The following is a 21,952-nucleotide window of genomic DNA, read 5'->3' as shown; positions in this document are numbered from 1 at the left end:
TGCGAAAGGATTCATTAAGGGCAGCCTGTAGTTGCAATGGATGGCGGTGACCCGGCGTGAGATGATCTCTCGCGGTAACCCACACCAAAACTCTCACATGACCAGAAGATCAATCCTGCTGCTCGTCGTCGTCGCCCTGCTGGCCGGAAACTTGGCATATGCGAGCCTCTCCGGGCCGAGCGCGTTTGCGCGCGATTTCGATCAGAACATCGCGCGCTTCCCTTTGGCCGCGTCGATTGCCCGCAGCGATCCCGCGCTCAGGGCGGTCTTCCTTCGGGAGACCGAAGAGGCCTTCAACGAGGGCGGATGGTCCGCCGCCAATGGTGCACTCAACATGATCCTGGCGAGCGAGATGGAAGTCTATGCCGACGACGAGCACATCAATGCCCTGGACCGGGCGGAACTGGCGACCCTCCTGAAGCTCGCGAGCAACCCGTTGGCTTGCAAGTCCTATCTGTTGGCCGGTTCCCAGCGCGGTGAGTTTACGGACGCAGCGCAAGAGGTTGCGGATCTTGGTGCGGAACATGGGGCGGCGATCGCAAACGGCTTCGAACGCAGGATGAAGGGTGTTGCCCGGACGCAGGCGAGCGACGCTGAAATCGCAGCGGTCGAAACGCAATTGCGTCTGGGGCCATTCGCGGAGCTCACCCGGCAGGAGCTTGGCGCCCAGTCGAGATACCTCGGCGGCAACGCTGCTCTGATGTGCAGCGCGGCGACCAAGAAGCAGCTCAATCTGCTTTCGATGGACAGTGCCGACTCGGCCTCCGCCTCGCGCAAGCGGAGAGCCGGGAAGTACGATATCGATATCGTAGAGGTTCGCGCGAAGCTCTGCCGCGAGCCCGGCAACGGCTTGTCCTGCTCTTAGGCCGGCGCGGCGCCGGGCCGAGGGCCGCGTCACGGCTTGGCGCTTTCGGCGAAATGCTTGCGAAAGAACGCAACGACATCGACGTGAAGCCGTCGGTGGAAATCGACGCGATCGAAATCCGGCGCATCGGTGCAGACGGCGGGGGCCTCCCGGGCGTCCTTTGGGGTGCAGGTCGCGAGGAAGGAAAAATGCCGGGCATTGTCCACGAAATGGTAGTCCGGCTTGATCGGAAGCCTTTGATTGATGGCTGCCGCACAGCATCCGGATAGACCATCGGCATTCTGCGCGGGGGCAGAACTCCACAATTGAACCGGCACTGCTATTGCTTTCAGATTCTCCTCCGGGAAGACGAACACCGGATAGGGATCGATGATGACCGCGGCCTTGACGCGCTTATCATGGGTCGTCGGCTGATCAGGAAGCTCGCCGCTCTCGAGTTGTTTGCACGCCTTCAAGCTCGACGTCTCGCAATTCGGCAATCCCTTGCGCAGATCGGGATCGCCGCCGATGACGACAAGGCCGGTGTAGCCGCCAAACGAAAACCCGTAGAGCCCGATGCGCTGAGGATCGATGCGGGATGCGTCCGGCCACCCCTCCAGCATATAGTCGATCAGCCGGCTCATATCCGTGGGGCGCTCGACGAGAACCGAAAGACTGTCGGTGCGGCTGGTGTCACGCATGGTGTCGCCGGGATGATTGAGCGCCGCCACGACGAACCCGGCATCGGCCAAAGCCGCGGCGGTGTCATGGTGACCGCCGAACCATCCTCGGCGGCCGTGCGACATCACGATGAGTGGAAGCTTTTCTCCGATGACTGGACATGCGGGCACGGCGAAGAAGGTGGCGCCACGCGCATCCATCTCGCGAGGTGACTCAGCACACGGAGTCCAGACCAGCAGTCGGATTGCCGGTCCCGCCGGACCGGCAGGAATGTCGAAGTTTCTGACCCCGGCGGCTTGCGCCGTCGTTATCCCAAGGACGAGCAGGGTCGCGAAGACGAACGCAGGAAGTCGCATCATTGCTCCTATCGCGCCTGGGCGGTGACGCGCTCGCTCATGCGCCGGCACGACGGTCGGTCCGGCTGGAGATCGGGAGCGCGTGCGGTTCCCATGTGAGGGCGTTCACCCCTCCAGCTTCCGCAGCAACAGCTTCAGCGCCGTGGCCGCAAACACCTGCATGTTCGCAAACCGGTCGTTGTTGCCCGTCTCCAGCGTGATCACCTCTGCCGTAGGTCCCGAAACCGCCATGCAACTGTGCCCGGCGGCGTCGCCATAGCGGTTGCCGGTGGGGCCGGCGGCGCCGGTTTCGGACAGGCCCCAGTCGCAGCTGAAGCGGCTGCGCATCTGTTCGGCGAGGAGTCTCGCATATGGCTCCGACGAGGAACGAAAGCCCTTCATTCCTTCGTCCGAAATATCCATCAGCACACGCCTGGCATCGCGGGTGTAGACCACGGCGCCGCCGAGGAAATAGGCGGAGGCGCCGGGCACCGCGAGCAGGCTGGCCGAGATCAGGCCGCCGGTCGAGGATTCAGCCACTGCAATGGTCTGTTTGCGCGCGATTAGTCGGGCCGCAACCTGTTCCGCAATGCCGACGAGCTCTTTCATCCCTTTAACCTCTCAGTCCTCGCAACGGAGCTGTGCCTTCCTAGCATATGACAGCGGCCTTGGCCGAGTTGCGGGCGACGGGCAGGCCTGCTTGAATGGTGGACAAGACAAAACGTGACGAGGAAACGTGAAGGAGACGTGATGGCGTCCCTGATCGCCGGCGGGGTGGATTGCGACGTGCATCCCGCCGTGCCGCATCTGACCAGCCTGCTGCCGTACCTGAATGACTATTGGCGCGATCAGGTGACGACGCGCGGCATGGTCGACCTTGTCTCGCAATCCTATCCGCAGAACTCGCCGATCGTGGCGCGTCCCGATTGGCGGCCGGAAACCGGCAAGCCCGGCGCAAGCTTGGAGGACATGCAGCGCCATCTGCTCGGTCCCTTCAAGCTCACATACGCCATCTGCAATCCACTCTACGGCGTGCAGATGGTGTTTTCGGAAGATTTGCAGGCCGCCTTCTGCCGCGCGTTGAACGAGTGGCTCGTGAAGGAATGGCTCGATCGCGATTCACGGCTGCGTGGTTCGATCGTGATCCCCACGCAAAGTGTCGAGAAAGCCGTCGCCGAGATCGAGCGCTGCGCACAGGACCGCCGCTTCGTGCAGGTGCTGATGCTGGTCATGGGCGACACGCCGCTCGGCAAGCGCGCGGTGTGGCCGATCTACGAGGCGGCGGAACGGCTCCAGCTGCCCATCGGGATTCACGCCGGTTCCGCCTATCACAATCCGCCGACTGCCGTGGGCTGGGGTTCCTATCACATCGAGGATTATGTCGGTCAGGCCCAGGCGTTCCAGACTCAGATCACCAGTCTGATCGTCGAGGGCGTGTTCGCCAAATATCCGCGGCTGAAAATGGTCATGCTTGAATCCGGCGTCTCCTGGATCTCCCCTTTTCTCTGGCGCCTGCACAACTTCTGGCGCGGGGTGCGAATGGAGACGCCATGGGTCGATCGCGCGCCGCTCGACATTGTGCGCAGCAACATCCGGTTCTCTTTACAGCCATTTGATGCGCCGCCGGAACCTGAGACATTAATTCGCCTGTTTGATCATATGCAGTCCGACGAATTGGTTCTATTCTCCACGGACTATCCGCACTGGCAATTCGACGGCCAGGACGCGCTGCCCGAGGGCCTCACCCCCGATCTCGTGCGCAAGATCATGATCGAAAATCCGCATGCGACCTATCCCCGCCTGACTTAGCCCGCTGCCAAAGGAGGCAAGGCGATGAATGTCCAATTCCGCGAGAGCACCGAAGCCGCTTCCCCACTGACCGTCAAAACCGCAATCGCGGACTGCGACATCCATCCGGCACGCGCCACCCGCACCGAGCTCTATCCTTATCTGGCGAAACGCTGGCAGCATCATCTCGAAGTCTACGGCGTCCATGCCTATCAGGGCATGATGGAAGGCCCGCCCTATCCGAAGGCCCAGCCCAACGCATCGCGTCGCGACGCCTATCCGCCGGAAGGCGGGCCGCAGGGCTCTTCGTTGTCCTTCATGCAGAAGCAGCTGCTCGATCCCAACAACGTGGAACTCGGCGTGCTCAATCCGCTCAACACCGGGCAGGGCATCCGCAATCACGAGCTCTCGGCGGCGCTGTGCTCGGCGATCAACGACTGGCAGATCGACAAATGGACCAGCAAGGACAAGCGTCTGAAGGCGTCCATCGTCGTCGGCAATGAGGACGGCCTGTCGGCCGCCGCCGAAATCCGCGAGCGCGCCGGCGACAAGAATTTCGTGCAGGAGCTGCTGCTCAGCCGCAATGTCGAGCCGCTCGGTCAACGCCGTTACTGGCCGATCTATCAGGCCGCGGAAGAGGCGGGGCTTCCCGTCGGCGTGCACGCTTTCGGCTTCGGCGGCAATCCGATCACGCCGTCCGGCTGGCCTTCCTATTACATCGAGGAGATGGTGGGCCACTCGCAGTGCCAGCAATCGGCGCTGGCGAGCCTTGTCTTGGAAGGTGTGTTCGAGCGCTTTCCGAAGCTGAAGATGGTGATGATCGAGGCCGGCTTCGGCTGGGCTCCGTCGCTTGCCTGGCGGCTCGACAAGGTCTGGCACCGGCTGCGCAGCGAAGTGCCGCACGTGAAGCGGCCGCCGTCTGAATATATCCGCGAGCAGGTGTGGTGGACCACGCAGCCGATGGAGGACCCGGAGCGGCGCGAGGACCTGTTCGACGTCATCAAATGGATCGGCTGGGACCGACTGCTGTTCGCGACCGACTATCCGCATTGGGACTATGACGAGCCGTCGCGCGTGCTGCCGGCGGGCGTCAGCGACGCCAACCGCGAAGCGTTCTATCTCGGCAATGCGCGCATGCTCTATGGGATTGCTTGATGGCGCGGCACGTGATTGCGGCGGTGGATGAGCTTCCGCCGGGCACGCGAAAATTTCTGGAGATCGACGGACGGCCGATCGCGGTCTTCAACATCAAGGGCGAGTATTTCGGCCTGATGAACCGCTGCCCGCATCAGGGCGCGGCGCTGTGCGAGGGCCCGCTGATCGGGCTCGCGCAATCAAAGGAACCCGGCGAGATCGAATACACCAAGCTCGGCGAGATCATCCGCTGCCCCTGGCACGGTTGGGAGTTCGACATCCGCACCGGCCAGTCCTATTGCGACCCCCGTCGCTTCCGCGTGAAGGCCTATCCGGCGCATGTCGAGCCGGGTGCGAGCGTGGTGAAGGGCCCGTATGTCGCCGAGACCATCCCGGTGAAGGTCGAGAGCGATTACGTGGTGGTGGAGCTTTAGGTTACTGTCATTCCGGGGAGATGCGAAGCATCGAGCCCGGAATCCATCGTGCCGCAAGAATGTTGGGAGAAATGGATTCCGGGTTCGCCTCTTCGAGGCGCCCCGGAATGACCATCAGTGGCTCACCGCCGGCGCCGCTTCACCGGTCGCATCGTACGTCGTCACCGCTTGGCGGCCACCGCGATAGACGATCGATGCGGCAATGATGCCAAGCGCAGCGGCGAACATCAGCCAGAAGCCGGGTGAGGCTTTGTTGCCGGTGTAGTCGATCAGCAAGGTCGAGGCGAATGGCGTGAACGTGCCGAACAGCGCAGCGGCGAGCGCGAAGGCCAGCGAGAAGCAGGTGGTGCGGACATGCGCCGGCACGATCTCGACGAGAGCACCGAGCATGGTGCCGCTGTACATGCCGAAATAGAACGAGAACAACATCTCGACCGCGAGCAGTTTGCCGAAAGTCGGCGCGGCGACCAGCCAGGACAGTGCCGGGTAGGCGGTGACGAGCGCCAGGCCGGCGATGGCGAGCAGTACCGGCTTGCGGCCGATGCGATCGGACAGCGCGCCGCCGACGGGATTCCAGAAGAAGTTGGTCACGGCGACGAGCAGCGTCACGAGCAGTGCGTCCTGCGTCGAGAGCTTCAGCACCGTCTTGCCGAAGGTCGGCGTGTACACGGTGACGAAGTAGAATGTCGTCGTGGTCAGGACCGCGATCATCATGCCGAGGATGACGATGCGCCAGTTGGCGAGCGCGGAGGCGAACACCTCGTTTGCCGTCGGGTGCTTCTTCATGGCGAGGAAGGCCGGCGTTTCCTCGAGCGTCCGCCGCAGCATGAAGATCAGGGGAATGATGAGGCAACCGACGAAGAAGGGAATGCGCCAGCCCCAGGCGGTCACGACGTCCGCCGGCATCACCTCGGACAGGATGAAGCCGAGGATCGAGGCCACGAAGATCGCGACCTGCTGGCTCGACGACTGGAACGAGGTGTAGAAGCCGCGATTGCCGGGCGTGGAGATTTCCGCGAGATAGACCGAGACGCCGCCGAGCTCGACGCCGGCGGAGAAGCCCTGCAGCAGGCGGCCGATCAGCACGATGACGGGCGCCGCGATGCCGATGGTCGCATAGCTCGGGCAGAATGCGATCACGACGGTGCCGATCGCCATGATGCCGAGCGTGACGATCAGGCCCTGGCGGCGGCCGATGCGGTCGATGTAGGCGCCGAGCACGATCGCGCCGACGGGGCGCATCAGCGCGCCGAGCCAGAACACGCCAAAAGTGTTGAGCAGCGAGGCTGTCTCGTTACTGGAGGGAAAGAACGCCTTGCCGATGGCGGCGGCATAGAAGCCGAACAGGAAGAAATCGAACTGCTCGAGAAAATTGCCGGAGGTGGCGCGGAGGATCGCGCCGATGCGCGACTTGATCTCGGGCGGATTGGTTGCTGGTCCAGCCATGACGTTTCTCCCCTGGAAGGCGCGGCCGGACCGGAACTCATTTCACGGCAAGGCATCAGATTGTCGGCTGCGACAATCTGTCCTACCCCTCTCGCGCGGGGCGCGGCGAGTCAATCGATTTCACCGGGGAAGCTGATGATTTTTCACGCTTTATTCTGCGTTGCAGCGATCATCCACTCGCGGAACGCGGCCAGCTTCGGCGCCTCGCGCCGGCCCTCCGGCGCGACCAGGTAGAAGCCGGCATCGGCCGGCAGCGCGATCTTGAAGGGCACCACGAGCCGGCCCTTGGCGATGTCGTCCTGGACGTAGGAGGTTCGCCCCATTGCCACGCCGATGCCGTCGATTGCGGCCTGGATGGTCATGAAGATCATGTCGAAGGTGATGCCGGGCTGCCTGGCGATGTCGCCCGGAAGGCCGGCCGCCGTCAGCCACAGCCGCCAGTCATCGCTGTTGGCATTGGAGGTGTGCAGCAGCGGATAGCCTTTGAGATCCTCAGGCTGGCGCAGCGGCTTGTCGCCGCGCAGCAGCGACGGACTGCACACCGGAAACAGCTCGTCGGCCATCAGCCAGTCGGCGCGCAGGCCCGGCCATTGACCGCGGCCATAGCGAATCGCGGCATCGACATTGTCGCGCTGGAAATCGACGAGGCTGGTCGAGGTGGTGATGCGGACGTCGATGCCGGGGTGCTGCTCCTGGAAATCGGTCAGCCGCGGCAGCAGCCATTTCGCGGCGAGCGATGCCAGCGTCGAGACGGTCAGCACCTTGTCGTCGTCCTTGCGCAGCAGCCGGTCGGTCGCAAGGCGGAGGTCGTTGAAGGCGGCGCGGACGCCCGGCAAATAGTCGCGCGCTTCCGGCGTCAGCGCCAGCGCGCGGTTCTGCCGGACGAACAGGCGGATGCCGAGCTCCTCCTCGAGCCGCCGGATCTGATGGCTGATCGCGGTCTGGGTCACGTTCAGCTCGGACGCGGCCAGCGTGAAGCTGAGATGGCGCGCGGCGGCCTCAAAGGCCCGCAATCCGTTCAGGGAGGGCAATCTGGCAGTCATTTGGCAGCAGGATGCATGACGTTATTTCATGCGAAGGGGTACAAATTGTCGTTTGTCGCAGCGCGGTAGCAAGCAGATATTAGCGGTCAAGTTAGCTCAAGGAGCTGAAAATGTCTACTTTGACCCACAATTCGATGACAAATCATCATGCACCCGGCCTCATCCAGCAGATCGGCGAGACGCTTCACGTCTGGCACGAGCGCTACCGGACCCGCCGCGAACTGACCCATTGGACGGCCCGCGATCTCCACGACGTCGGCCTGTCCTGGACCGACATCGCCTACGAGGCTGACAAACCCTTCTGGCGGGCCTGATTGGCCGCCAGGCCGGCGCCGCCTGATCACAGGGGCGCCGGCGGTCCCTCTTTCCGCAGGGCTCGTGTCATGAGCACTCTTCGCCTGGAAGATCTGAAGCAATATTCGGACGTGCTGCGCACCCGGCAGGGTGAGGCGATCAACATCCGCTTCGTCGAGCCGCGCGACACCGAGGAGCTTCAGCACTATTTTCGATCGCTCTCGACCCGCTCCCGCTACAACCGCTTCTTCGGTGCGATCAGCGAATTGCCGAAGAGCCTGCTGAGCGAGTTCCTCGATGTCGGCGCGCGCGAGCGCTTTTCCGTTGTCGCGACGAAGATGGTCGACGGCTTCGAGACCATCATCGCCGAAGCGCGCTACGCCTTCCATGCCGAGACCTCGACACTCGAGTTCGGCCTGTCGGTCGACGACCGTTGGCAGGGCCACGGCATCGCCACCGCGCTGATGAAGAATCTCGAATGCCGCGCGGCAGCTCTTGGTGCCGAGCACATGTTCGGCGACACGCTGCGCTCCAACGAGACCATGATCTCGCTCGCCCGCAAATCCGGTTTCGCTTTCGTCAATCATCCCGATGACTGGAAGCTGGTGCGCTTCGACAAGGAGATCGCCGTCGCACCGAAAGACATTCCCTGCGCGAGCTGGCGCCTCGCCGCCCTTTCCCGTCAGGCCGACAGCCCCTCAGCCTCGGCCTGACACCACTCCGAGCCCGGCCTGGTCATCCAGAGCCGGGCTTTTTTTTGTTCGTCGTAGCCCGGATTTCGCTGCGCTCCATCTGGGCTGCGATCGTCAAACCGCGGGTTACTTTCCCGTGAACACCGCTTTCCGCTTCTCGATGAAGGCCTGCACGGCTTCCTTGTGATCAGCAGTCGTGGTCAGGCGGATCAGCCGTCCGGCTTCGTGGTCGCGGGCGGTCTCGAAATCGAACAGCAGCGCCTCGTCGAGATTGTCCTTCATGTAGCGCAGCGCCTGACGCGGGCCTTCGGCGAGCGATTTGGCCAGCGCAAAGGCCTCGTCTTGCAGCCTGTCGTCGGGCACGACGCGGTTGACGAGGCCGATTGTCTCGGCGCGCGCGGCGTCGACGCGATCGCCGGTGAACAGCAACTCGCGGGCTCGCGCGGTGCCGACCAGCCGGGTGAGCAGCCAGGCGATGCCGTAGTCGCCGCTCAGCGCGATGCGGGCGTAGCCGGTGGAGACGAAGGCCGATTGCGCGGCGATGCGGATGTCGCAGGCCATGGCGATGGCGAGTCCGGCGCCGACCGCGGGGCCGGGCAGGGCGGCGATGGTCGGCTTGCGTACCGACACCAGCGCGCCGGTGAGCAGCCGCTGCCGTTCCTGGAGATCGGCGACCTTGTCGTCAAACGACATCTCGAGCTTCTTCGGGTCGCGATGCGCGCCCATGCCCTTGACGTTGCCGCCGGCACAGAAGGCCGCGCCCGCGCCGGTGATCAGCAGCGCGCCGACTTCGGGGCTCTCGCCGCAGGTGCGGATCATCGTCCGCAGCGCCGGCGTCAAGATGTCCGACAGCGCGTTGCGCGCCTCCGGCCGGTTCAGCGTGATCACTGCGACGCGGTCGCGGATGACGCAGAGGAGTTCGTTGGTGCCGGTATCGATGGTGGTTTCCGTGGTCATGTCGCTCCCTACCCTTGTAGGGTGGGCAAAGCGCGCGTGCCCACCATTTGTTGTTTCGTCGTGATGGTGGGCACGGCGCTGCGCGCCTTTGCCCACGCTACGGCAGCGCGTCTAAAACTTCTCCACCCACGGCCGCAGCTCCAGCTCCCAGCTCCAGGCGCTGCGCGGCTGTTGCAGCACGTTCCAGTAGCTCTGCGCGATCGCGTCGGGATCGAGCATCGAATCCGGCTTGTCGGCGGGTTCGGCCCGCGCCGCGCTGCGGATGCCGCCGTCGATCACGAAATGCGCGATGTGGATGCCCTGCGGCGAGAGCTCGCGCGCCAGGCTCTGCGCCAGCCCGCGCAACGCGAACTTGCCCATCGCGAAGGAGGCCGACTGCGCATAGCCCTTGACGCTCGCCGAGGCGCCGGTGAACAGGATCGCGCCGTGCTTGTTCGGCAGCATGCGCTTGGCCGCCTGCTGCGCCACCAGGAAGCCGCCATAGGCGCTGATCGCGATCGCCTGCGCGACATCCGCCGGAACGAGATCGACGAACGGCCCGCGCGTGCGGCCGCTGGCGTTGTAGACGACGAGGTCGGGCGTGCCGATCTCGCGTTCGACCAGGCCGAACAGCCGCTCGACCTCCTCAGGCTCGGTGGCGTTGCAGGCATAGGCCTTGGCGCCGGTCTCGCGACAGAGCGCGCCCAATTTCTCGATCTTGCGCGCGGCCAGCGCGACGCGGATGCCTTGCGCGGACAGCAGACGCGCCAACGAGCCGCTCAGGCCTTCGCCGGCGCCAACGATGAGGGCGATCTTGTATTTCGGATGTTCCATGGCGTGATCTCTCGGAGACGGGAAGCCGCTGATCTATGCATCCGCCGTGCGGACAACCAGCCGGGTCGATCATAATTCCGCAGAGCGAATTGCTCCTTCACGGCGATCATGCCTCCCTGACAATTTGCGGCTTTATCCGCCTTTGCGACTGGAGCATGATCGACATCATCCCAAGCGGCAAGCGATAAGAATTGCCGTCGGGCGGGAACGAAGAGGACGATCATGCACAAGCCGGTCACAGGTGAGCCAAAAAGTGTCGCGGCCGCACCATCCGGTCTGCTGGCGCCCGATACATCAGGCGTGAATTTCTATCGCGCCGATCCGGCGCTGACGGATCTGTTGCGTATCCATCTGCCGGACCCGCTGTTCCGCCACATCGAGCCGCATCTCGATCGCCTCGGCGAACTCGCCGGTGGCCATCTCGACGATTGCGCGCGGCTCGCCGACCGGCACACGCCGGTGCTGCACCAGCGCGACAAGTTCGGCCGCGACGTGCAGTGGATCGAATATCACCCGGCCTATCGCGAACTGGAGAGCGCGGCCTTCGGCGAGTTCGGCATCCATGCGTTGTCGATCCGCAAGGGCATCATGGGCTGGCCGGACAAATATCCCGTCGTGGCCAAGCACGCCTTCACCTTCCTGTTCAACCAGACCGAATTCGGCATGGGCTGCCCGATCAACGTCACCGACGGCTGCGCAAAGCTCTTGGCGAATTTCGGCAGCGAGGCGCTGAAGGCGAAATATCTCGACGGCCTGACCCAGACCGACATGAGCAAGCTGACCCAGGGCGGCCAGTTCATGACCGAGAAGGAGGGCGGCTCCGATGTCGGTACGCTGACCACGCGTGCCGTGCAGGAGAGCGACCATTGGCGCCTCCATGGCGAGAAATGGTTCTGCTCGAACGCCGATGCCAAGGTCGTGATGCTGCTGGCGCGTCCCGAAGGCGCCGGCCCCGGCACGCGCGGCGTCGGCCTGTTCCTGATGCCGCGCTTCCTCGACGACGGTTCGCAGAACCACTATCGGATCGTGCGCCTCAAGGACAAGCTCGGCACCCGCTCGATGGCCTCGGGCGAGATCAAGCTCGAAGGCGCGATCGCCTATGCGGTCGGCAAGCTCGACCGCGGCTTCGTGCAGATGGCCGAGATGGTCAATTCGTCGCGGCTCTCCAACGGCGTCAAATCCACCGCGCTGATGCGCCGCGCCTATCATGATGCGATGACGGTGGCGAAGAACCGCGTGGTGTTCGGCAAGCGCATCATCGACCTGCCGCTGGGACGGCGGCAGATGTTGAAGATCATGCTGCCGGTCGAGCAGGCGCTGTCGATGAGTTTTCTGACCGCCGACGCGCTCGACCGCGCCGAGGCCGGCAGCCAGGATGCAGCCGCGCTGCTGCGCATCCTGACGCCGACCCTGAAATTCCGTGCGACGCGCGATGCGCGAAAAGTCTGCGGCGATGCGCTCGAGATGCGCGGCGGCATCGGCTATATCGAGGAATTCGCCACGCCCCGCCTGCTGCGCGATGCGCATCTCGGCTCGGTCTGGGAGGGCACCGGCAACATCGTCGCGATCGATGCGCTCCGGCGCGCGGTCGGCCGCCACGGCGCCGAATCCGCGCTATCAGCCGATCTGCATGCGCGGCTCGATGATAGCGTGTCGGTCCCGCAGGCCTGGCGCGACAATTTGCGCGGTCTCGTCGATCGCGCCGTCGGCTTCGCGCGCGAGGTCGCGGGCAATTCCGAGAACGAGGCCGATGCGCGCCGCGCGACCAGCCTGCTCTATCACGTCGCAAGCGCGGTCGCGCTCGCCTGGGAAGCGCATCGCATCCACGAGATGCGCGGCGATGCGCGCCGGCTGCTGCTGTCGCGGCTGGTGATCGACCATCGCGTGGCGCCGAGCGATCCGTTCCGACTGACGGAAAATGCCGTGCAAGCGAAGATCGCAGCGCTGCTGCTCGGGGATCGCGACGCCGGCATGAGCGAGGTTGGCGAACTGGTTCTGGCAGCGTAGGCTGCACTCCACGCTCAAACCAAAAGAAGCGATAGGGAGTGCTCGATGAAGGCCGCCGTCCTTTATGAAGTCAATCAGCCGCTGGTCATCGAGGATGTCAGCCTGCCGAAGCCGGGCCCACGCGAGGTTTTGATCCGCACGGCGGTCGCCGGCCTCTGTCACTCCGATCTGCACTTCATGGAAGGCCTGTATCCGCATCCGCTGCCCGCGGTGCTCGGGCACGAGTCCGCCGGCATCGTCGAGCAGGTCGGCTCCGACGTCACCTATGTGAAGCCGGGCGATCACGTCGTGACGTGCCTGTCGGTGTTCTGCGGCACCTGCGACAACTGTACCACGGGCCGCACCGTGCTCTGCACCGACACCACCGTAAAGCTGTTGCCGGGCGCCTCGAACCGGATGCAATGGTCGAAGCCCGAGAAGTTGCACCAGTTCCTCAACCTCTCGTCCTTCGCCGAGCAGATGCTGGTGCACGAGAACGCCATCGTCAAAATCCGCAAGGAGATGCCGCTCGATCTCGCCGCGCTGATCGGCTGCGGCGTCATCACCGGCTACGGCGCGGTGGTGAACACGGCGAAGGTGACGGCCGGCGAGACCGTGGCCGTGATCGGCTGCGGCGGTGTCGGCATGGCCGCGATCAACGGCGCACAGATCGCGGGCGCCGGACGCATCATCGCCATCGACACCAATCCGGCAAAGCTCCAGCTCGCGACCAAGCTGGGCGCGACCGACATCATCAATCCCGCCGGCGGCGACGTCGTGAAGCAGGTGCGCGACCTCACCAATGGCGGCGTGCATCATTCTTTCGAGGTGCTCGGCCGCAAGGAGACCGCGGAGCAGGCTTTTGGCATGCTGGCGTCCGGCGGCACGGCCACCATCGTCGGCATGATTCCGTTCGGCCAGAAGATCGAGCTGCACGGCTTCGACTTCCTGCGCGAGCGCAGGATCCAGGGCTCATCGATGGGCTCCAACCATTTTCGCGTGGACATGCCGCGCTTGGTGGATTTCTACCTGCGCGGACGCCTGCACCTCGAGGACTGGATCTCGGCCAAGCTGAAACTGCCGGAGATCAACGAGGGTTTTGCCAACATGAAAGCCGGCAAGACGCTGCGCAGCGTGATTGTGTTTGATAGCTAGCAACCGCAATGACAGTGTCATCGCCCGCGAAAGCGGGCGATCCAGTACTCCGCGGCGGAAGCTGTGTGAACCGACTATTGCCGCGGCGTACTGGATGCCCCGGTCAAGCCGGGGCATGACAGCGGAGTGTGAGGATGGCTTGCCTACCTCACCGCGACACGTGCGCTGATACCGCGAGCCACGTCCCGTTCTTCTTCGTCCAGCAATCGGTGTACCGCCCCGTCGCCTGCTGGCCGTCGGCGGTGGTGTAGCTGGTGGCTGCGTGAATGATGGCAAAATCGCCCATGATGCGGATGATGACATCATGCGCATGCAGATTGCGGATCGCGATCGGCCGTGCCGTCTGCTCCAGGAAGGCGGCGCGGTCGACCAATGTCTTGTCGGGATTGGAGCAAAAGAACTCCGGCGCCAGGATTTCGTCGAAGCGTTTGACGTCGCAGTTCTGTACGGAGGCGACATAGTCGTGGTTGAGCGCGGTGAGCTGGTCGAGGTCTTGGCTCATGACGTTTCTCTCCCTCTATGTTATTTTACTCCGTCATTGCGAGCGTAGCGAAGCAATCCAGAAATGTCTCCGCGGATGCAGTCTGGATTGCTTCGTCGCAAGGGCTCCTCGCAATGACGGGAGGCACTAGTCATTGAACAAAGGGGGCGGCACGAACCCGCCGAATTCGCGCTCGATCAGCTCGGCGAGCTTGAGCGGCGTGCGGTCTTCCAGCCACGGGCCGACGATCTGCACGCCGATGGGCAGTCCATCAGGCGCAAAGCCCGTCGGAATCGCGGTCGAGGGCAGACCGGGGAGCGTCGCGATGCCCGGCCAGGCGAGCTGGTCCGGATAGACGTGCTCCTTGCCGTCGATCTTGATCCGGCGCTTTTCCTGCTCGGGCGAATGGTCGTGGGGATAGGCTGCCGTCGGCATCACCGGGCAGATCACGGCGTCGTACGTCTTGAACAGCTCGCGCCATTGCGCGCGCAGGCGGGTGCGCCCGCCGTTGGCCGCCTGCCAGTCGCGATGGTTGAGCGCGATACCGCGCAGCCGTTCCGCAGCCAAGCTGTTGTCGCCCTCTGGCAACGCCGCTGCGGCTGCCTTGGCGCCGGCGTAGACATCCGGCGCGAAGGTCGAGCCGAGAAACGACATCAGCATGCGCATATAGAGCCGCGAGGAGGCCGCGAAATCCGGCAGCAGCGGGCTGCTGCGCTCGATCTTGACGCCAGCCTTGGCGAGATTGTCGGCCAGCCGGTTGATCGTGCCGCGCACGGCGGTGTCGGTCGGCAGCACCGGATCGGTATCGATCACCAGCACGCGGAAATCCTTGAATGCCGTGTGGCGCGCCGCCGGCAGCTCGAGCCGGTAGGCGAGGCCAGCGTCGATCGGATCGGGCCCGGCCATCACGTCGAGCACAAGCGAAAGATCGGCGGCGCTGCGCGCCATCGGGCCGATCACCGAGAGATCGCGCTCGAACGGCAAAGGCGGCAGCGGCGGCGGCGTGTGGCCGCGCATGGCGACGAGACTGAAGGTCGGCTTGTGCGCATAGATGCCGCAATGGAAGGCGGGCACGCGCAGCGAGCCGCCGATGTCGGAGCCGATCGACAGCGGGCCATAGCCCGCGGCGAGCGCGGCAGACGAGCCGCCGGACGAGCCGCCCGGCGCGCGGCCGAGATCGTAGGGGTTGTTGGTGGTGCCGTAGATGTCGTTGTAGCTTTGCCAGTCGCCGAGCCCGAGCGGCACGTTGGTCTTGCCGACGATGACGGTGCCGGCGTCCTTCACCCGCGTGACTGGCAGTGCGTCTTCCTTTGCGACAAAATCCTTCTGCGCGGGAATGCCCCAGGTCGTGGGCAGGCCGGCGACGTTGTAGGATTCCTTCACGGTGATTGGGAGGCCGAGCAGCGGCTTCCGCTCGCCGCGCGCCCGCGCCGCGTCCGCGTCCCGCGCGGCGCTAAGCGCACGGTCGAAATCCCGGACGCAGATCGCGTTGACCTTGCCGTCGTGACGTTCGATGCGATCGATCGCATCCTGCGTGAGCTCGACCGCGGAGACCTTCTTTGCGGTCAACGCGGCCGACAGCTCGACCGCGCTCTTGTAACTCCATTCCGATTTCGCCACGACATGCTCCTGCGCTTCCCTGATGGGATGATGCGCAGTTTGACCGAATGCCGCAACCGCCGTTTGATCGCGATTGATATGCCGGTAGGACGGAACGAGGACAGCCAAGCACAAGGTCGGTGTCATCGCCCGGCTTGACCGGGCGATCCAGTATTCCGAGACGGCTGTGATTGATCGGATAGGCCGCGGCGTACTGGATGCCCCGCTTTCGCGGGGCATGACACCGAGGTAGCTACGCCGCCCCGATCAAGATCCCCACCGCCAGCACGATCGCGCCGCCGAGCACGATCTGGAACACGGCCTGGAGGAACGGGGTGTCCATGTAGCGCGCGCGGATGAAGGCGATCGCCCACAATTCGAAGAACACGACGACGCCGGCGATTCCCGTCGCGATCCAGAATGCGTTCGGCCAGCTGTCTGGGACGAGATAAGGCAGGGTGTGGCCGAGCCCGCCGAGCGTCGTCATTGCGCCGCAGGTGATGCCGCGCAGCCATGGCGAACCGCGCCCGGTGAGCGAGCCGTCGTCGGACAGCGCCTCGGCAAAGCCCATGCTGATGCCGGCGCCGATCGAGGCGGCGAGGCCGACCAGAAACGTCTGCCAGTTCTGGTGGGTGGCGAAAGCTGCGGCGAACAGCGGCGCCAGCGTCGAGACCGATCCGTCCATCAGGCCGGCGAGGCCCGGCTGCACATATTGCAGCACGAACATCCGCCGTCGCGTGCGATCTTCCTCGGCGCGCACGTCCGGCTTCAGGATTTCGTCGGTCAGCGCGACGGCGCGGTTCTCGTGATGCTTTTCCTCCTCGGCGAGATCGCCGAGCAGGCGGCGCACGCCGACATCCTCGGCCTGCTCGGCGGCTCGCGCGTAGAAGCGCTCGGCCTCGAGCTCCATGGTCTCGACCTCTTTCCGGATGGTGTCGAGCGGCAGGTTTTTCGTCAGCCAGATCGGCCGCCGGCGCAGAAAGCCTTTGACGTTCTCGCGGCGGATCGGCGGCAGGTGCTGGCCGAAGCGTTCCTCATAGAGTTTCAGCAGCCGATGCCGGTGGCCGCGTTCCTCCTCGGCCATCTCCTCGAAAATCTTCGACGTGTCCGGGTAACGCTCGCGCAAGTCCTCGGCGAAGGTCATGTAGATGCGGCTGTCCTCCTCCTCGGAGGAGATCGCGACCGCAAGCACCTCGCGCTCGGTCAGTTCGGCAAAAGTCTTCACAGCGGCCCTGTTTGATAGTTTAGAATTATTCTAAACTATATAAGGCGCCGGGGTTCCCGGGTCAAATCAGGCGGCTTTTGCGAGGAACTCGAGCAGCAAGCGGCTCACCTCGGCCGGCTGTTCCTGCTGCACCCAATGGCCGGCGCCGTCGACGAGGTGACAGCTGAGCATCTTCGTGCAGCCGCGCCCCTGCATCGCTTCGAACACGCCGGGGCGCTGATAGGTGCCCCAATCCTGCTTGCCCGAGATGAAGCAGGAGGGCACGTCGATGCTGCGGCCCGCAAACAGCTGCATCTCGCTGTTGAGCATGCCCGAGGTGCCGTAGCGGTACCATTGCAAGCCCCCCTGGAATCCGGTGCGGCCGTATTCGGCGCTGTAATAGGCGAGGTCGCTGTCCGGCAGCCATTGGTTGGCGGCGATCGCGGCCGGCGAGGGCATCTCCTTCGCAACCGTCTCCGCCATCGTCTTGCCGGCGTCCATCACGTAGTAGGTCGGCAGCTTGGCGAGTTCGCCCGCGGACCACGACTTCAGCGGATATGGCTTGTTGTCGGTCCAGTCCGCACTCTTGTGGTGGTAGTAGGCGCGCAGGAAATCGTGCACGCCCTGCGGCGCGTGCTGCATGTCGGCGTTGGCCGGGCGCGTCGCGTAATACCATTGATAGTGTTTGCGCGGGCGTGGCAGCGCGGCGAGCTCGCGATGCACGGGGTCTTCGACTGCAGGCTTTGCCGGCACATCGACCGTGCCAAACGGCATCGGTGGCGCTCCGCCGAAGGGCGCGCTCATCAGCGTCACCGAGCGAAACACGTCGGGCCGGATCAGGGCGCACCAGGCCGCGACCGGGCTGCCGAAATCATGCCCGGCGAGATCGACCTGCCTGTAGCCGAACGCCGACACCAGGGCGAGCGCGTCGCGGACGAGGTTGAGGAGCGAGAACGGCGTGAGATCGCCGTCGTAATCCGCGGTCCATCCCGTGGTGCGGCCATAGCCGCGCTGGTCCGGCGCGATCACGTGATAGCCGGCCGCGGCCAGCACCGGCATCACCTTGCGCCAGGAGAAGGCGAGCTCGGGAAAGCCGTGCAGCAGCAGGATGCAGGGCCGGCCCGCGGTCTCGAAGCCTGCCTCGAGCACATGCATGCGCAAGCCGTTGATGCCGTCGACGTAACGCGAGCGGATGCCGGCGGGGAGAGGGATGTCGGGGAGGTCGGCCATTTTTTGTTTCCTCGTCATGGCCGGGCTTGTCCCGGCCATCCACGTTCTTGTTGCCGTTGATTGTAAGAACGTGGATGCCCGGGACAAGCCCGGGCATGACGGAAGCCGGGCGATTGCCGCGCGCTAAACCGCCGCACACACGAACGCGCTGCCCTTGCGCCTGATCTTCCCGACCGACGGCGAGGGGAAATGCGCGGTGCAGCACAGCGTGTCGGTGTCGCAATAGCGCTCCAGAAAGCTGCGGCGCGTTTTCGCCGCTGCGGCCGGGTCGACGTCGAACTTGATCGACAGCTCCGGATAGAGCGTCTGCAGCGTTGAATGCATGAGGTCGCCGGAGAACACGGCGTCGTCCTTGCCGCGGCCCATCGTGATGGCGATATGGCCGGGCGTATGTCCCGGCGTCGGCAGGATGCGGACGTGATCACCGATCTGGTGATCGTTGCCGACCAGCTCGTGACGCCCGGCCTCGACCACCGGCAGCACGCTGTCGGCGAAGGGCGGAATCTCCGCCTTTGCATTCTCCGCGAACCAATGGTCGTATTCCTGCTTCGCAAAGAGATAGCGCGCCTTCGGGAAGGTCGGCACCCAGCGGCCGTTCTCCAGTCGCGTGTTCCAGCCGACGTGATCGACATGCAGATGCGTGCACATCACGAAATCGATGTCGTCGACCGCAAACCCGGCTGCGTTGAGTCCGCGCAAGTACGTGTCGTCGGTCTTCATGTTCCATTTCGGCCGCTGCGGGCGCGGCTTGTCGTTGCCGATGCAGCTGTCGATCAGGATGGTGTGGTGCGGCGTCTTCACCACATAGGACTGGAAGCACAGGAGCAGTACGTCCTGCTCGTCCAGCGCCTTGGCCTGCCGCATCCATGCCCGGTTCTCGGCCAGCACCTCGGCCGTCAATCCCGGCAGCATTTCCAGTGCCGGGACGAACGAGGTTTCCTGCTCGATGACGCGATGGATGGTGAGATCGCCGACCGTATATTTCAGGCTCATGCTCGCTTCCCCAGTGATCAGTGCGCGTCGCGCACGGATGGAATGACGATGTTGGTGAGAATGTCGATCGCGGCCAGCCCTTCCTTCGGCTGGCCGTATTGGGCAGCGGTGGTCATCATGACGAGATCAAGCTCGGGCACGATGAAGATGCGCTGGCCGCCCCAGCCGAAGGCAGCAACCCATTTGATTTCCTTGTCGCCGGCGAGCGAGCGGCCCATCCACCATTGATAGCCGTAGAACATCGTGCTGCCGAAATAGCCGATCGCCTGGAAGCGCGGCGTGGTAGATTGTGCGATCCAGTCGGCCGAGACGATCTGCCGGCCGTTCCACTGGCCGCGATTGAGCACGAGCTGGCCGATCTTCGCCGCATCGCGCGGCCGCAAGCGAAGGCCCGCGGCCGCTGCGATCTTGCCGTTCTTATAGGCTTTCCACTCGAAATCGCTGATCCCGAGCGGCTGGAACAGCACCTCGCGAGCAAATGCCTCCAGCGGCTTGCCCGAGACGCGTTCGAGGATGTTGCCGAGCAGTTCAGTCCCGCCGCCATTATAAGTCCACAGCACGTCGGGCGGCGCAGCGACTGGCTTTGCGAGCACATAGCCGATCGGATCGGCCTCAAAGGTGAGATGCGGCTCGTCGTTTTTCGGATCGGTCCAGGACCGTGCCTCGTCCCATTCAATGCCGGAGGACATCGTTAGCAGATGGCGCAGCGTGATGGCCTCCCAGCCCGCCTGCTTCGCCGCCTGATGGTCGGGGAAGAATTTGAGCACGGGCTCGTCGACGCCTTCGATCAGCTTGCGATCGATCGCGATGCCGACGAGCAGCGAAGCGACACTCTTCGATGCCGAACGCATGTCATGCTTCGTCGTCGCGGTAAATTCGTGCTGGCCGTCCGGTTGTCCCCAGGGTTGGTCGTAGCCAGGAAAATACTGCTCGAAGACGAGCTTGCCGTGGCGCACGACGACAACCGAATGGACCGAGGTCGCGCGTTGATCGAGCCGTGCAGCGATGCTGCAGAGCCGCATGCCGTCCATGCCAACGCTGTTGGGCGATGCAGTCGTCCAGCCGTCATCGATTGATGATGGCGATTCGCAGGCGACATTTCGTTGTCCAGGCGCCATGCCGTCGGCCTGCACGGAAGTGGCTGAGACGGTCAACGCGAGCACGAGGCTCGCGCCGATAATGCTGAGGCGGGGGAAGCGATCGCGCATCGTCCTTCTCCCCGCAGCCTAGTTTACGCCGCTGGAGGCACCGAGATCTTGACCGAGGGGCGCTCCAGCATCTTCTGGTGGAAGGCGTCGAGTTTCGGATAGGCCTTGCGCCAGCCGCAATCGGCGAAGCGGAAGTCGGCATAGCCGAGCACGCACACGAGGCCGATCTGCGAGATGTCGAACGGGCCGTTCAAAACTTCGGGCATGTTCTCGAAGCGCGCCTGCCGGTCCAGGCCCGGTTCCAATGGTCGTCCGACCACGCCTGCCATTGCAGGCCCTGCGGCCGCACCATCTTCTCGTAGCGGCACAGCAGCATGGAATCGAGCATGCCGTTGATCAGGGAGTGATTGGTCTTGGCCTTCCAGCGCCGCGGGCCGTAATCGGGGATCAGGCTGCCGCCGGCCATCTCGTTGAGATATTCGACGATCACGTAGGAATCCAGAATGACGTCGCCGTCATTGGTGATCAGCACCGGCAGCTTCTTCAGCGGCGTGATGCGCGAATAATCCTCATTGACCGTGCCCGGCGCGACGGTCGCGGGCGTCAGCTCGATCTTGTCGATCAGCCCGAGCTCGATCGCGGCGATGCGCACCTTGCGGGCGAAGGGCGAGGCGGCGGAGAAGGAGAGTTTCATCTGACGATTCCCTGCGGTCGGTCTTGAGCGAACGGTGTCTCCTCCGTCATGGCCGGGCTTGACCCGGCCATCCACGCGTTTCCACGCGGCTAGACTGCGAGACGTGGATGCCCGGGACAAGCCCGGGCATGACGACGAGTGTGCTGATCACGGCTTACGCCGCGACGATCTCCTGGCGCTGCTCGCCGAGGCCTTCGATGCCGAGCGTGACGACATCGCCGACATTGAGGAAGGTCGGCGGCTTCATGCCGAGACCGACGCCGGGCGGGGTGCCGGTGGTGATGATGTCGCCCGGCAGCAAGGTCATGAACTGCGAGACGTAGGAGACGCATTTGGCCATGGAGAAGATCATGGTCTGGGTCGAGCCGGTCTGGCGGCGCTGGCCGTTGACGTCGAGCCACATCGACAGGTTCTGCACGTCCTTGATCTCGTCCTTGGTGGCGAGCCACGGGCCGACCGGGCCGAAGGTGTCGTGTGACTTGCCCTTGGTCCACTGACCCAGGCGCTCGGTCTGGAAGGCGCGCTCGGAGACGTCGTTGCAGACGCAATAGCCGGCGACGTAGTTCAGCGCATCGGCTTCCGAGACATACTTGGCGCGGGTGCCGATGATGGCGGCGATCTCGACTTCCCAATCGAGCTTGGTCGAGCCGCGCGGCTTCTCGACCGCATCGTTCGGGCCGGACAGCGAGGTGTTGGCCTTCATGAAGATGATCGGCTCGGTCGGGATAGCAGCGCCGGTTTCCTTGGCGTGGTCGCTATAGTTGAGGCCGATTGCGACGAATTTCGAGATGCCGGTGACGGGCGCGCCGAAGCGCGGCTTGCCGGAGACGGCGGGCAGGGAGGCCGGGTCAAGGCCCGCCAGCTTCTTCAGGATATCAGGCGAATAGGCCTCGCCGGTCAGGTCCTTCACATGCGCCGACAGATCGCGCAATTGGCCGGATTTGTCGATCAGGCCGGGCTTTTCCGCACCCTTTTCGCCATAACGAACAAGCTTCATTCTC

At 64.3% G+C, this 21,952-nt stretch carries 21 protein-coding genes and 1 pseudogene; 8 read left to right on the top strand and 14 right to left on the bottom strand.

Translation table 11 applies throughout. From position 1 onward, the window contains the following. The first annotated feature begins 40 nt into the window (after positions 1-40). Positions 41-865, top strand: coding sequence for a hypothetical protein (locus HAP41_RS42235; RefSeq protein WP_166077774.1), 825 nt, complete (start codon positions 41-43; stop codon positions 863-865). A gap of 29 nt (positions 866-894) precedes the next feature. Here HAP41_RS42235 and HAP41_RS42230 read toward each other — a convergent pair whose 3' ends face one another. Together HAP41_RS42230 and HAP41_RS42225 are read right to left on the bottom strand one after the other, a co-directional pair. Continuing rightward, positions 895-1,725, bottom strand: coding sequence for an alpha/beta hydrolase family protein (locus HAP41_RS42230; RefSeq protein WP_224580595.1), 831 nt, complete (start codon positions 1,723-1,725; stop codon positions 895-897). A 261-nt stretch (positions 1,726-1,986) separates the two neighbouring features. Then, entirely contained in the window at positions 1,987-2,469 is a 483-nt protein-coding gene (locus tag HAP41_RS42225; RefSeq protein ID WP_166077801.1) for a CinA family protein, read from the bottom strand. 141 nt (positions 2,470-2,610) lie between these two features. On the opposite strand from HAP41_RS42225, the gene HAP41_RS42220 reads away from it, so the two are divergent. From HAP41_RS42220 to HAP41_RS42210, 3 genes are read left to right on the top strand one after another with little or no spacing between them, the layout of a single operon-like run. Further along, entirely contained in the window at positions 2,611-3,669 is a 1,059-nt protein-coding gene (locus HAP41_RS42220) for an amidohydrolase family protein (RefSeq protein WP_166077822.1), read from the top strand. 24 nt (positions 3,670-3,693) lie between these two features. Continuing rightward, positions 3,694-4,803, top strand: a complete 1,110-nt coding sequence (locus tag HAP41_RS42215) for an amidohydrolase family protein (protein WP_166077841.1) — start codon at positions 3,694-3,696, stop codon at positions 4,801-4,803. Then, entirely contained in the window at positions 4,803-5,216 is a 414-nt protein-coding gene (locus tag HAP41_RS42210) for a Rieske (2Fe-2S) protein (RefSeq protein WP_166077860.1), read from the top strand. Before HAP41_RS42215 ends, HAP41_RS42210 begins: the two co-directional genes overlap by 1 nt. A 114-nt stretch (positions 5,217-5,330) precedes the next feature. Here the strand turns inward: HAP41_RS42210 and tcuC are convergent, their stop codons facing one another. Both tcuC and HAP41_RS42200 read right to left on the bottom strand, forming a co-directional pair. After that, a complete protein-coding gene (gene tcuC / locus HAP41_RS42205) occupies positions 5,331-6,662 on the bottom strand; it encodes an MFS transporter (RefSeq protein ID WP_071916835.1) in 1,332 nt (443 codons plus the stop codon). Positions 6,663-6,805: 143 nt separating this feature from the next. Beyond that, complete coding sequence (locus HAP41_RS42200) at positions 6,806-7,705, bottom strand: transcriptional regulator GcvA (RefSeq protein ID WP_063980834.1); 900 nt, start codon at positions 7,703-7,705, stop codon at positions 6,806-6,808. Between the two features lie 110 nt (positions 7,706-7,815). Between HAP41_RS42200 and HAP41_RS42195 the strand changes: the two genes are divergently transcribed. Beyond that, entirely contained in the window at positions 7,816-8,019 is a 204-nt protein-coding gene (locus tag HAP41_RS42195) for a DUF1127 domain-containing protein (protein WP_063980835.1), read from the top strand. Between the two features lie 69 nt (positions 8,020-8,088). Further along, positions 8,089-8,712, top strand: a complete 624-nt coding sequence (locus HAP41_RS42190; protein WP_166077909.1) for a GNAT family N-acetyltransferase — start codon at positions 8,089-8,091, stop codon at positions 8,710-8,712. A 105-nt stretch (positions 8,713-8,817) separates the two neighbouring features. Here HAP41_RS42190 and HAP41_RS42185 read toward each other — a convergent pair whose 3' ends face one another. Together HAP41_RS42185 and HAP41_RS42180 are read right to left on the bottom strand one after the other, a co-directional pair. Next, on the bottom strand, positions 8,818-9,648 hold the full coding sequence (locus HAP41_RS42185) for an enoyl-CoA hydratase (RefSeq protein WP_166077921.1): 831 nt from the start codon (positions 9,646-9,648) through the stop codon (positions 8,818-8,820). 111 nt (positions 9,649-9,759) lie between these two features. Beyond that, positions 9,760-10,461 carry an SDR family NAD(P)-dependent oxidoreductase gene (locus HAP41_RS42180; RefSeq protein ID WP_166077962.1) on the bottom strand — a complete coding sequence of 234 codons (702 nt, stop codon included), beginning with the start codon at positions 10,459-10,461 and terminating at the stop codon, positions 9,760-9,762. Between the two features lie 222 nt (positions 10,462-10,683). On the opposite strand from HAP41_RS42180, the gene HAP41_RS42175 reads away from it, so the two are divergent. Both HAP41_RS42175 and HAP41_RS42170 read left to right on the top strand, forming a co-directional pair. After that, positions 10,684-12,468, top strand: a complete 1,785-nt coding sequence (locus HAP41_RS42175) for an acyl-CoA dehydrogenase family protein (RefSeq protein ID WP_166077979.1) — start codon at positions 10,684-10,686, stop codon at positions 12,466-12,468. Positions 12,469-12,513: 45 nt separating this feature from the next. Then, positions 12,514-13,602, top strand: coding sequence for a Zn-dependent alcohol dehydrogenase (locus HAP41_RS42170; protein ID WP_166077992.1), 1,089 nt, complete (start codon positions 12,514-12,516; stop codon positions 13,600-13,602). Between the two features lie 148 nt (positions 13,603-13,750). Here HAP41_RS42170 and HAP41_RS42165 read toward each other — a convergent pair whose 3' ends face one another. The 8 genes and pseudogenes from HAP41_RS42165 to HAP41_RS42130 form a co-directional block, all read right to left on the bottom strand. After that, on the bottom strand, positions 13,751-14,104 hold the full coding sequence (locus tag HAP41_RS42165) for a nuclear transport factor 2 family protein (protein ID WP_166077998.1): 354 nt from the start codon (positions 14,102-14,104) through the stop codon (positions 13,751-13,753). Positions 14,105-14,230: 126 nt separating this feature from the next. Further along, entirely contained in the window at positions 14,231-15,703 is a 1,473-nt protein-coding gene (locus HAP41_RS42160) for an amidase (RefSeq protein WP_166105445.1), read from the bottom strand. 232 nt (positions 15,704-15,935) lie between these two features. Then, positions 15,936-16,907, bottom strand: a complete 972-nt coding sequence (gene mbfA / locus HAP41_RS42155) for an iron exporter MbfA (protein WP_085403465.1) — start codon at positions 16,905-16,907, stop codon at positions 15,936-15,938. A gap of 66 nt (positions 16,908-16,973) precedes the next feature. After that, on the bottom strand, positions 16,974-18,116 hold the full coding sequence (locus HAP41_RS42150) for an alpha/beta hydrolase (RefSeq protein WP_166078025.1): 1,143 nt from the start codon (positions 18,114-18,116) through the stop codon (positions 16,974-16,976). 123 nt (positions 18,117-18,239) lie between these two features. Continuing rightward, positions 18,240-19,109, bottom strand: coding sequence for an MBL fold metallo-hydrolase (locus HAP41_RS42145; protein ID WP_166078033.1), 870 nt, complete (start codon positions 19,107-19,109; stop codon positions 18,240-18,242). A gap of 17 nt (positions 19,110-19,126) precedes the next feature. Further along, positions 19,127-20,317 carry a serine hydrolase domain-containing protein gene (locus HAP41_RS42140; protein WP_166078035.1) on the bottom strand — a complete coding sequence of 397 codons (1,191 nt, stop codon included), beginning with the start codon at positions 20,315-20,317 and terminating at the stop codon, positions 19,127-19,129. A gap of 23 nt (positions 20,318-20,340) precedes the next feature. Beyond that, a pseudogene (locus HAP41_RS42135) lies at positions 20,341-20,951 on the bottom strand (glutathione S-transferase family protein). A 154-nt stretch (positions 20,952-21,105) separates the two neighbouring features. Continuing rightward, positions 21,106-21,948, bottom strand: a complete 843-nt coding sequence (locus tag HAP41_RS42130; RefSeq protein WP_166078056.1) for a fumarylacetoacetate hydrolase family protein — start codon at positions 21,946-21,948, stop codon at positions 21,106-21,108. Positions 21,949-21,952: the final 4 nt, after the last annotated feature.

Origin of the sequence: Bradyrhizobium barranii subsp. apii, from assembly GCF_011516635.5 — a bacterium.
Taxonomy (GTDB): Bacteria; Pseudomonadota; Alphaproteobacteria; order Rhizobiales; family Xanthobacteraceae; genus Bradyrhizobium; species Bradyrhizobium barranii.
This window is presented reverse-complemented; position numbering and strand designations above follow the sequence as displayed.